Source organism: Proteus mirabilis ATCC 29906, from assembly GCF_000160755.1.
Lineage (GTDB): Bacteria > Pseudomonadota > Gammaproteobacteria > Enterobacterales > Enterobacteriaceae > Proteus > Proteus mirabilis.
In genome coordinates this window covers 12,855-25,207 of record NZ_GG668577.1, presented here as the reverse complement: position 1 = coordinate 25,207, position 12,353 = coordinate 12,855, and the positions used below count along the sequence as shown (strand labels likewise).

Genomic DNA, 12,353 nt, shown 5'->3' with positions numbered 1-12,353 from the left:
TATATAACAAGACAATTATTATCACTGTATTCTGTCATCAAAGTATCAAGCTTTAGGAAAACAAAGAATGAACAGAAAACTCTCTCTATGGTTAGCAATTGCGTTAATGATGTTTCCACAAATTGCAGAAACCATTTATAGCCCAGCACTTACTGATATTTCAAATGGTTTTAGAGTCAGTGCCAATGAAGCAGGGCAAACACTTTCGCTCTACTTTTTTGCTTTTGCACTCGGTGTCATTATATGGGGTCGTTTATGTGATGTCATTGGCCGGCGCCCAACAATGTTAGCAGGGTTATTTATTTATGCCATTGCTTGTATTGGTGTCTTTATGACCGATAATTTTTCTGTATTACTGATATTACGTATGCTTTCTGCTTTTGGTGCCGCAGTTGGCTCTGTAGGAACACAAACTATTATGCGTGATGTTTATAGTGGTGAAGAATTAGCCAAAGTATTTTCCGTTATGGGAGCGGCAATCGCATTAAGTCCGGCTATTGGTATGTTAAGTGGTTCTTTACTGGTGAGCTATGCAGGTTATCAAGGGGTATTTAGTGGTCTTGCTCTTCTCGCCGTCGTTTTATTGCTGTGGAGTACTATTGCATTACCAGAAAGTCGCCCTGCAACAATAAAAACCGCACCACTAGCGGAAACAGCGATAAAAATGCTGAAAGATAAGCAAATTGCCAAGACTATACTTTTAATTGCTTTTTTTAATATCAGTCTATTTGCTTATTACCAACTAGCACCTTTTATGTTTGATAATCAAGGTTATAGTGCAAGTACTTTTGGCTATAGTGGTATTGTATTAGCAATAGGTGTCGGTATTGGTTCTTACATTAATAAAGCATTATTAAGCCATCATTGGCAATGTGAGAAATTAGTATTACTTGCAAGTATTATTGCAGTAATTAGTGCTGTAGGTGTTTATTTATTACGCAATCACATTAGTTTTATTATTCCAATGATGACAAGTGTCGTTGCCTATGGCATTGCTATTCCAAATATCTTAGCGACGGCTTTAGCGCAATATAAAGATCGCTTAGGCACAGCGGGTGCACTATTAGGTTTATTCTACTATTTACTTATTGGTGGTGGTTTAGCACTGGCTGGATGGGGACAAAGTTTAGCGATTACCTTGCTGATTTGTAGTATAGGTGCTTTGTTACTCTCTTTCTCTCGCCAAACAGCAAAATAATATATTTAAAAGAGCTTGTTATATTTATAAGAAGCTCTTTTTATTTTGTAACATTTCGAAAAAATCAAGAATAGAAAGATTAACTTATCTACAGGACTAAGTGTTAATACTTAGCAAATTAAACAGACAATTCTTAATCTTTTTAAAATCCACAAAAAACGCCTTTATTATCACTTCTTAACTTTTAGTACTTTTTCCTGAGATTGCATTTTATATAATGATGAATTGAATATTAATAAAGTTAGATTGGCTTTTTCAGTGTTTATATCCATATATTTAACAAATGTTATGCCTTGACTTTATTTTCGCCAGTAATAATAAAATTGTTCGTTTTACTGTTTCATGGTAAAAAAAACTGTTTATCCATACATGGCTTAAGGAACTGGCGTGATAAAAAAAATATTAGATATTCTCCCTATTTTTGGGAAAAAAGACGTCGATATTACTGAACAATATCTTCAAGGCTCTCTTGTCCTACTGGCTATATTTGATAAAAGTTTACCTAAGCGTGCATTAGATTATGTACTTACAGGTACAAACCCTGAAATTCTATTTGAATTAAATAAACTAGATGCAGCGAAAGCCGCCGTTTATTTTCATCGTGCGGGAACATTAGAGTGGTGGTATGCCAGTAATGTTGATACAGGAAAGTACGGTAAGGTTATCACCCAAGGCCTTAATGCCCGCCATAAACTCTACTCAAAGGTTGGTGAAAGTTTTTCCTTAGAGCAAGTGGCCCGTTTTGCCAAAGTCATCGCTGCCGCATGTCAAGATATCAATATTAAAGTAACAACAACGCAAGTCCCCACTTGGGTTATCTACCTGTTAGTTGATGCGTTTTATACCACTTACGATAATGCACGTAACCTTAATTTAGAACATCGTAAACATTGGAGTATGGAGTTTATCGCCAATATGGTCGAAGCAGAGGCCAATATTGCCGGTGAAAATGCGTTATTTGCAATTTTTGATAGAAAAGATGTCTCTGAATATTATGCCGCTAATCTTAAGCGTATTTATGAACTGTGTGATTTAAAAGACTATCTACTTTCACATCAAGAATTTGTTAGAAAAGAATTAGTTGAAAAACTTTCAGCGAATGGCTTAGTCGAGCTAATAAATTATCTAAATAAAAATACGATATTACGCAATACTTTTGCAGATATTATTGTTTTACTTGCCACTAGCAGTTTAAGAACCGTCAAAAAAACGGCTGAACCTATTTTAAATACCTTACCTGCTGAAATCGTAAAAGAAAATTTAACCCATGTTTTAATGAATGGTACTCCCAAACAACGTACACAAGCCGCTGATTTATTCGCGCGCCAAGGTGAAAACCGTGATGTGCTGGCAGAAGCATTAAAACATGAAACCTCAAAAGCAGTTATCAAGAGCATTGAAAGTGCGCTACAACGTTTTTGTGTTGCTGATAATGCAAATACCGTTGAAGCCATTAAAGCGCCTGATTTTACTCCCTTAGAAGACACACCATTACCCGATAGTGCCCGCGATATTCTGGTGAATAACTTCAATGAAATGTTAGTAAAAGCAAAAGAAAATGCTGAACGTGAAATTGAAGAAAATAAAACGTCTAAACACTCTTATAATTGGGCACAACGCCATTATAAAGATCTCTCTAAAATTGATGAAAAACAGTGTCGCGCATTAGTGGATAAACTCAATAGCGGACAAGGCACTATTCAAGTCAATGAGATCCAAATAATTAAACACAAAAACCGTATTCCTAATTTACCTGAATACACCTTTTTCCATGCCGTGCGCGTGCTCACCAATAACCGCCAACATGCGGATCACTTTTCCTCTCACTATTTTAATAGTGATATTCCTGAACGTTTATTGAGTGATATTGAATTACGACACGTTGAAAATGTATTAGAACGATGTCATTTCAAACGTGCAACGCGTATCACAGCGGCGCTGTGCTTAGAATCTTATCAAGATGGCTTACGTCGTTTCCGTAAACCAGAACAAGTTTGGCCTTTCTTCTCTCAACATACTGATTATATTGCAGAAGCGCTAAACTTAATGCCAAATCAAAGTGAACACCGCTATCGCCAATTTGAAACTTCACAAGGTATTGAAGTATTAAGCCGTTTTCCAACCATTCCTGCACAATTCGTTCCGCGTATCATGGAATTGGCTCTAGGTGAAAATAAAACACACCGAGTTTCAGCTCAGAAATTATTAGAAACCTTACCGAATATTCACTTAAGTGCACAAGAAGGCTTAACTTCAAGTAAACAAGAAATTCGAGTCACCGCGATTGAATGGTTAGCACGTTTAAATAACCCTGACTCATTACCTGCCCTTAATGCCTTACTGAAAAAAGAGAAACGCGAAGTAGTACGAGCCGCTCTGCTCACTGCGTTAGAACAATTAGGTGAGGATATTTCAAGCTATTTATCGCCAAAGACATTATTAGCAGAAGCTGAAAAAGGTCTCAAAGCCAAACCACCCGCAAGCCTTGCTTGGTTTAACTTCGAGGCGATCCCTGCATTAACATGGGAAAACAAAAAAGCGGTTGATCCCGCGATTATTCGTTGGTGGATTATTCTCGCCGTCAAATTAAAAATGCCAGGGGGTAATGCGTTATTACAACGTTATATCAGCCTACTTTGCGTTGATAGCCAACATAAACTTTCAAGCTTTATCCTGCACACTTTTGTCGCTCAAGATATTAAAGGACCAACACTTGAAGAAGCGATGGCTGAAGCGCAACAAAATGCCCCTTCCCGATTAACACAATACAAAGATTGGGCCAAACGTTATCCTGAATATTATGCTAAATATGAAACCTATACTTTAGAGCAAGTCGTCGAAGAAATTAAAAACGAGGTACTACGTCGTTATTTAGGTTCGGCAATCAGCGATAAAGGAATGCTCGCGCTTATTTGTGGAATTGAGGGACATATTGCGGTATCAGTATTACGTAACTATATGCGTGATCACTATCAGCGTCGTGCGCAAATAGAAGCGATGATTGATGCAGTAGCTTCAAGTAATGATCCTATTATCATTCAACTTCTGCTTTCATTATCACGTCGTTATCGCACAGCATCTGTGCAGGAAAAAGCGCGTAATTTAGTTACGCAAATAGCTGAACGCAATGGTTGGAGTGCTGATGAATTAGCCGATAGAACCATTCCAACCGCCGGCTTTGATGATTCAGGAACATTAGTACTGGAATATGGTGAGCGTACTTTCACCGCCAAAATGGATGCAAAACAAAAAATTGTTCTGTTTAATCCTGAAGGTAAGGAAGTTAAGTCATTACCTGCAGCACGCAAAAATGACGATCCAGAGCTGATTAAAGAAGCGAAAAAACTTTTCACTTCAAGTAAAAAAGAACTTAAACAAGTTATTGAATTACAAAGTGTGCGTTTATATGAAGCGATGTGCGCGCAACGCCAATGGCTAAGCGCTGATTGGCAAGAGTATATTTTAGCTCACCCTATTATGCATAAATTGATTGAACAATTAGTTTGGCAAGAAGTAAAAGAGGGTGAAGTTATCAATACCTTCCGCCCTTCTGATGATGGTGCTTTACTTAACCTTGAAGATGACGAAGTCACCTTACAAAATGATTCTTTGATTCAATTAGCTCACGCCGCCCTAGTTAATGAAGATGAGCGTAAAGCATGGATTGCACACTTCAAAGATTACAAAGTGAAATTCTTATTTTCACAAATGGAACATAGGATCCCTGATTTAGATCTGACACAAACAGAAGTTGAAGACCGAAAAGGTTGGATCACAGACACCTTCACCTTACGGGGTATTTTAACCAAAATGGGCTATCAGCGAGGCCCTGCTGAAGATGGAGGCTCGTTCTCTCACTATTACAAATTCTTCTCTAGCTTAAACTACTACGTCAATATCGGTTTTAGTGGTAGCTATGTACCAGAAGAAAATATTCCAGCGGTTTTATTCGATTTAAGTTTTGAGAAAGATCAGCAAAATTACTGGGATCGCAATAATATTGAGTTAAAGCAAGTACCACCGATTTTATTAGCAGAAAGCTACGCGGATTATCTAAAAGTCGCTGAAGCTTGTGCAGGATTTGATCCTGAATGGGAAAAGAAAACACCTTGGTAAAATTTAGGGATAATTAGGAAAGAATATGGCTAAAAAAGCACCCAAAGAACAACAAGCAATTAGGGAAAGTGCCGAGGTTCGATTTGCTGAAGAATTAGAACGCTTAACAAAAGCGGATGCTAATAATCCGAAGCCCCAAGGATGGCTTCGCTCTCCTCGAGCTGTGCGCCAATTTATTTTAGGTGATGATACTTTAGGTATCACACCTAAGTTTTTCGGTGATGATGCCTTAGTTGATCGTGCAATTGTTACATTATTAGGCAAACAGGGCTTAATGCTGGTTGGTGAGCCAGGTACAGCAAAATCAATGCTCTCAGAACTTTTTGCGGCTGCTATCAGTGGTGATTCAGGATTAACCATCCAAGGTACTGCAGGGACGACAGAAGATCATATCAAATACTCATGGAACTATGCGTTACTATTAGCAGAAGGCCCAACAGAACGAGCATTAGTCGGCTCACCGATTTATCAAGGCATGTTACAAGGTAAGATTGTTCGTTTTGAAGAGATAACTCGCTGCCCTCCTGAAATTCAAGATGTGCTGGTTTCTTTAATGTCCGAAAAACAGTTAATGATCCCTGAAATGGGCGACGGTGCGCGTATTAGTGCAAAACCCGGATTTAACTTGATTGGTACCGCAAACTTGCGTGACCGAGGTGTACATGAGATGTCTGCCGCATTAAAGCGACGTTTTAATTTTGAAACAGTAAAACCTATTCGTGATCCAGCTTTTGAAATCAGTTTGATCCAATCACAGCTTGAAAATGAGTTAGGTGCTTTAGCGACAGAAATCACCATCCCTATGGATGTGGTGGAATTACTGGTTACCACATTCCAAGAATTACGTTCAGGTAATACCCAAGATGGTGGCAATATCAAAACACCTGATGCGGTTATGTCAACAGCAGAAGCCGTAAATATCGCTTATGCTTGTGCGTTAGAAGCGCATTATTTAGGTGATGGCGTGATGAATGCCAGTGCGATCGCACGTCAATTAATCGGCGTTGTATTAAAAGATAATCCTGATGATATTAAGCGTATTCGTTATTACATGGACAACGTCGCCAGAGAAAGGGCCAGAAATAGTAAAGAGTGGAAAGCGTTCTTTGATGCATCAAAAGACTTTTGGCAATAAAACGTAAAGAGCTATAGCGAGGCATTAAAGTCTATTTATTTATCTATCAAAGGCAGAGTTAACTTACTCTGCTTTTTCACCCAAAAAAGGGATCAACACGGTGACGCTACCTTCAATATCTTTACCAACAAGAATTGACCAAGCCCGACTGAAATGGACGTCGTTACAGCAACAACATCTCTATTTTGCCCCTGTACGCCACCATAGCCCAGCTTGTGCTTATGCAGTTTTATCATTAATTGATTCTGTAAAACCTGATTATATCTTAATTGAAGGTCCGGATACCTTTAATTCGCTTATTCCTAGCCTAACGGATAAAGATACTCTCCCTCCTGTTGCTATTATGGGGCAAGCCGAATATTGTCATCATGATAGTGGCCTAGAAGAGCGTGAAAAATCGCTACACTCTGCCTATTTCCCATTTTGTGAATATTCCCCTGAGTGGCAAGCTTTGCGAGGTGGTTTACGCATCAATGCAACAACACGTTTTATCGATTTACCTTGGGCGGCTCAAGTCAATAACGAAGAGTATAGCGATCTACAAAGCCGTAGCTTACAAAAAGAACGTTATTTAGCCCATAGCCAATTTATTGCACAATTAGCTAAACAATGTCATTGCCGTGATCATGATGATGTTTGGGAGCATCTTTTTGAGTTACGCAGTATTGAGGCATTAGCAGATTGGCAAACACTGTTTAATGACATTTTTATTTGGTGTGCACTTGCGCGCCTTGACTATGAACCTGAAGTACTTGCATCTGAGGGCTCTTCACAACGTGAAGCACATATGCTCACTCATATTAAAACCATCAAACAGCACGAGCCTAATGCCAAAATATTAATCGTCACAGGGGGAGCCCACACCCTTGCGCTAATCGAAGGCTTAGCTTCTTCACAACCCCACTCTTTCGCTATTTCTAGCTCAGAACAAAAGCACTTTACTAAAATGCAAAAAATGGGCGAAAAAGAGCAAGCTTGGCTTATTCGCTATAGCTTTGACAGATTAGATGCACTTAATGGCTATGCATCTGGTATGCCATCTCCGGCTTTTTACCAACAAGCTTGGCAAAGCTTAATGCAACAACATCATGATAAATTAGAAAACAATGAGGCGGCAAAACAGCCAACGCAAGTTTATCGCAATAAAATGGGCATCGCCTTTTTAAGCTCAGTGGCTCAGACTATCAGAGAACAACAATTTGATAATCCACCCAGTTATTTAACCGTAAAACTAGCAGCCGAGCAGAGTTTACGCCTCGCTTTACTAAGAGAGCACACTGGTATGGGGCGTTATGATTTGCTTGATGGGTTACAAAGCGCCTTTATTAAAGGCAGTTTAGATGACAGTCAAAACGAATTATGGGACGAAATCAAAACCTGTTTTTCAGGTTATCTATTAGGACAAATTCCATTAGGTACAGCAACGCCCCCTTTAGTCAATGAAACCTATGAACGTGCCAAAGCGTTTCGCTTTAAACTTGATGATACATTAGCAAAAACTACAAAATGTGATGTTTATCGCAACCCCCAACATCGCTTAAGAAGTCGTTTTTTACATTTATTGGCATTTTTAGAAATCCATTTTGCCCACCGTGTCAATGGACCTGATTTTCTTTCTGGTCACCAGTTAGATCTATTATTTGAAGAATGGCAATATGCATGGACCCCCAATGTTGAAGGTGAACTGATCTCATTATCAGAAAAAGGCTCTCAACTTGAAACTATCGCCTTAAATAAACTGTTAGCAATGGAAAAACAGCTTGCAGAACAAGGACAAAGCCGTTCAAGCCAAAGTGCGGTCACTTTGTTAATTCAAGCGGCATTAATTGGGCTCCACCAGCGTATCCCTACGCTATTTAAACTGCTAGATAGCTATATTCAGCAAGATTTTCGCCTTGAGTCATTAACACAATGTGGACATAAATTGATCCATTTATGGCGAGGTCGTCAATATCTTGATATTACCGATGAGCTGACATTGGAAAATAGGCTACATCAAGTGATCCCTCAAGCCTTCTTTTGCTTAGAGCAATTGGCTCAAGGTGATGAGCAACAACAAGAAAGCAATCTGCAAGCCCTACTTTCTTTACGTGAACTCATTGAGTTTATGCCATCACTGGATCATCAATATGATTATAAAAGTGATTTTTATCAGCAACTTAATCGCCTTGATGGACAGTTAGATACCGTTCCTTTATTAAAAGGTGCGGTAGATGCATTACGTTATCTAGGTTCGTATATTGACGAAAAGACCTTAGCGGCCGTGTTAAATGCGACCTTTAGTACAGGCAGCTCTCCCGAACATGCCATTGGTTATTTTGTCGGTATAATGCGCACCGCACCAGAGCTAGTCATTCGCCTGCCGTTGTTAGTCAATCACTTAAATAGCTTATTACAGCAATGGGATGAAGAACGCTTTATTCAGATTTTACCTGATCTGCGTTTTGCCTTTAGCCAACTTAATCCCAAACAAAATGCAGAGCTTGCACAATATATTGCTAATGATATTGGTTTAGATACGCAAGCCTTATCACTATGGCAATCAGAATTTAGTGCCAAGCAAATGCTTGAAGCCACTAAACTCAATCAAAAACTGCAACAGCGCATTAAGACACAAGGCATGATTTCTTGGTTTGAGGCGAAGAAAACAGAGAAAGGAGACCATACTCATGGAGAAGCATGATGATGATATGCCTAAAGATAAAATACAACAAGCCAAACGTTGGCGCTTGATTTTAGGCCAATACGCTGATGATGCTTTAGGGCAAGCCACATTTAATGCTGATGATCTTAAAATTGAACGTACACTCGATTTTCTTTATCGCCGTGAATATCAGCGCCGAGGATTACGTCAAGAGCGCGGTCGCCATGGCTCTCTCGATGCATCGCAACTTACTGCCGTAAACTGGCTAAATCAAGCTCGCAAACTTTTTCCCAATAGCACATTTGAACGTATGCAATCACAAGCGATTGAACGTTATCAAATCAGTAGCTTTCTTAAAGATCCCAATACGCTAAAAGCCATGGAGCCGACTAAAGCGTTAGCTAAAACACTATTAAGCTTACGCGGACGAATGAGCGAAGAAACGCGAGATGCAGTAAAAACCATTATTCATAAAGTGGTTGAAGATATTTTGCGTCAAATTCGTAATAACTTTCGCCAATCATTAACCGGCCGTCGTAATCGCTTTAGACGCTCGTTAGTACCAAATAGTCGTAACTTTGATTGGCGTGCCACTATTGCCGCCAATTTAAAACATTACGATACCCAAAATCGTCGTTTAGTGATTGAAACCCCTTACTTTAATTCACGAATGCAACAGCATTTTCCATGGGATGTCATTCTCTGTGTTGACCAAAGTGCATCAATGTCTAGTTCCATTATGTATGCAGCTGTGTGTGCGAGTATTTTAGCTTCATTACCTGCTGTTAATGTCTCCTTAATCGTTTTTGATACTCAAGTTGTCGATTTATCACACTTAGCCGACGATCCCGTTGAAGTGTTAATGACAGTCCAATTGGGAGGAGGTACGGATATTGCTAGTGCCATGCAATATTGCGAAAGCTTAGTTAACAACCCTAAGCGTACTGTTATTTCGCTTATCAGTGACTTTGAAGAAGGGGGATCATTAACCCGATTATTAGATTGCACACAACGTCTCAATAGCCAACAAGTTAAGTTATTAGGACTGGCAGCACTAGATGATGAGGCTCAACCGGTTTATGACTCAACTATCGCACAAAAACTCGCCGATAGAGGTATGCAAGTTGCAGCTTTAACCCCAGAACATTTCGCACAGTGGCTAGCAGAGGTAATGCAATGAGTTGGCAGACCGTTTATTTTCATTATGATGAAGATGCGCTTACCGTCTTTGCTAATGCCGGATTATTAAGACGCGCAAGAAAAGATGTTGATAACGAAAAAGTCTCTGTTACTGATGCAAATACAGGGCAATTTAGCAGTGATGGGCAAAAAGTCGTTTTACATGAAGCAGGCATTCAGCAAGCCAGTTGTGATTGTTCCGCAGCAGGTTGTTGCAAACATATTTTAGCCGCTATTTTATGGTTACAAGCCAACAACAATTCGACTGATGATATTAATAATCCCATTGAAACATCAGCAGAAAAAATTATAGCGCCTGTTGAAACACCGCCTTTATTACCCTCTTTATTTACGCTTGATCCCGAGTTACTCATCAAAAAAGCAGGTAAACCCGCCTGTCGGACTGCGATTAACTTAATTGAACAATGGGAAGATAAAACCTTAGTTCTAGAAGACACAGGAACCCAGCTAAAAATCCAACTCCCTGATGTTGATGAACCGGTCATTTTCTTACAAGCAAGTGGTTACGATGGCATGTTATCCCCTTTTTCTAGCTCTCAGAAAAAAGCTTTTCATCTTGCGATTGTCGCGAAAATATTTGAGCAAAATACACAGCCTTGGACGTGGCCTGAAGATTTAATTCCCTTAAAATCTTCACAACGCCCACTGAATGATGAAGAAATTGCCCTTATTAATACTATTGAACAATTTATTGGTGATCTATTACGTCAAGGGCTATCACACATTAGTTTAAGTAGCGCAACGCAATTACATTTACTTAATATGTCTGCTCGTGCCGAGGGTTTACCTCGTTTAGCCTCTTATTTACGAACATTAAGTACTCAAGTCAAGCGGTTAGCAGAAAGACATTTCACTATGGATGAAAGCAATGTCTTACGTCTATTAGCTCATATCTCAGCCTATCTTTTCCAGCTATCTTATGCGACACCTGAACAATTAAAAACATTACGAGGACAACTTCGCCGTCAATATGATGATAAAAAAACCAGTCTCGCGCTTATTCCTATTGATGCACATTGGTGGACAGCACAAAGTGGCGCATTAGGCACAACTTTTACTTTCTGGGATAAAGAAGCAAAACAATTTTTACAAGCGACACAAGCTCGCCCTAATCAACTTGATACCCTATTTAATCGCTATAGTGTTTGGCATAGTTTATCGTTATGGAAACAAACTGCAGATAAGCTCATGCGCCGACCTTTCTTATTACAAGCGCCTCGTATTTCTGATGAAGGGAAACTAGCTACTATTGGCGATAGCTTTGCGCAAAATCAAACCGATTTTCTTGATGTCACAGATTATCATCAACTACAAACAGAATTAGGTATTCATAACTGGCAAGATTTACCCAATTATTTTACGGATCAACCAGAAGGATTTCTTTCCCCTCTGGTTTTACATATCAAAAGCTATAATCCCTTAATTTGGCATGAAGTAGAGCAGTGTGTTATTTGGGAAGTGGTAGATAATAATGGAAATTCGGCCTTTTTGCGCCTTTATTGGGAAGGCGAAACGCAAAATAATTTAGAAGAATTACGTTTTCTCACTAAACGAGAATTAGAAATCGTTGCGATCACCGTGCAACCTGTTCGACGTGATTTCAATATCGATTTATTACCCACCACCATTTGGATCAAAACAGAGCAAGGCATTGAAATGTTTTATCTCGATTTTGACCAATTTCCCCGTAAGAAAAAACAGTCTGGTTTTATTAGTCATATTCAAGAATATATGGCTAAACGTAAGCGACAAACGGCAATGCATCACAGTGAACCAACCCTTGCACAAAAATTTTGTCGCCCCATTTTATCCGTATTGGAAGCCCAAGCATGTACAGGGCGAGAACAACTTTCTGCAATGCAAAAAGAGCAATTAGAGAGAAGCAAACAAATTGCTGACGATTTAGGTATGACATTAATAGCTAACCAATTAACTCGTTATCTCGCTTTAACTGCTCGTGACTCTCAAGCTTTATTACAGTTAATTTGGCTATGTGATAATCTGCAACAATTACAAAGCCCGCTACCCATTCAACTTAATGAATAAATTTCAAGGTTGTT

The 12,353-nt window shown here is 39.2% G+C and carries 6 protein-coding genes; all 6 read left to right on the top strand.

Annotated elements, in window-relative coordinates; translation table 11 throughout:
* Nucleotides 1–67: 67 nt before the first annotated feature.
* The 6 genes from HMPREF0693_RS06690 (at nucleotide 68) to HMPREF0693_RS06665 (ending at nucleotide 12,339) form a co-directional block, all read left to right on the top strand.
* Nucleotides 68–1,198, top strand: a complete 1,131-nt coding sequence (locus tag HMPREF0693_RS06690; protein WP_004244407.1) for a multidrug effflux MFS transporter — start codon at nucleotides 68–70, stop codon at nucleotides 1,196–1,198.
* Between the two features lie 387 nt (nucleotides 1,199–1,585).
* Nucleotides 1,586–5,314 (top strand): DUF4132 domain-containing protein, encoded by a 3,729-nt coding sequence (locus HMPREF0693_RS06685; protein ID WP_004244406.1) that lies wholly within the window; start codon nucleotides 1,586–1,588, stop codon nucleotides 5,312–5,314.
* 25 nt (nucleotides 5,315–5,339) lie between these two features.
* Nucleotides 5,340–6,449 (top strand): ATP-binding protein, encoded by a 1,110-nt coding sequence (locus HMPREF0693_RS06680; protein WP_004244405.1) that lies wholly within the window; start codon nucleotides 5,340–5,342, stop codon nucleotides 6,447–6,449.
* 100 nt (nucleotides 6,450–6,549) lie between these two features.
* The gene (locus HMPREF0693_RS06675) at nucleotides 6,550–9,132 is read left to right on the top strand and encodes a DUF5682 family protein (protein WP_004244404.1); all 2,583 of its coding nucleotides are present in this window, start codon (nucleotides 6,550–6,552) and stop codon (nucleotides 9,130–9,132) included.
* A complete protein-coding gene (locus HMPREF0693_RS06670) occupies nucleotides 9,119–10,273 on the top strand; it encodes a VWA domain-containing protein (protein ID WP_004244403.1) in 1,155 nt (384 codons plus the stop codon). Before HMPREF0693_RS06675 ends, HMPREF0693_RS06670 begins: the two co-directional genes overlap by 14 nt.
* On the top strand, nucleotides 10,270–12,339 hold the full coding sequence (locus tag HMPREF0693_RS06665; RefSeq protein WP_004244402.1) for an SWIM zinc finger family protein: 2,070 nt from the start codon (nucleotides 10,270–10,272) through the stop codon (nucleotides 12,337–12,339). Before HMPREF0693_RS06670 ends, HMPREF0693_RS06665 begins: the two co-directional genes overlap by 4 nt.
* Nucleotides 12,340–12,353: the final 14 nt, after the last annotated feature.

Bases quoted from the DNA above. Each gene is read 5' to 3' on its own strand.
- HMPREF0693_RS06690 (WP_004244407.1), top strand. From the start codon at position 68: ATGAACAGAAAACTCTCTCTATGGTTAGCAATTGCGTTAATGATGTTT.
- HMPREF0693_RS06680 (WP_004244405.1), top strand. From the start codon at position 5,340: ATGGCTAAAAAAGCACCCAAAGAACAACAAGCAATTAGGGAAAGTGCC.
- HMPREF0693_RS06670 (WP_004244403.1), top strand. From the start codon at position 9,119: ATGGAGAAGCATGATGATGATATGCCTAAAGATAAAATACAACAAGCC.
- HMPREF0693_RS06665 (WP_004244402.1), top strand. From the start codon at position 10,270: ATGAGTTGGCAGACCGTTTATTTTCATTATGATGAAGATGCGCTTACC.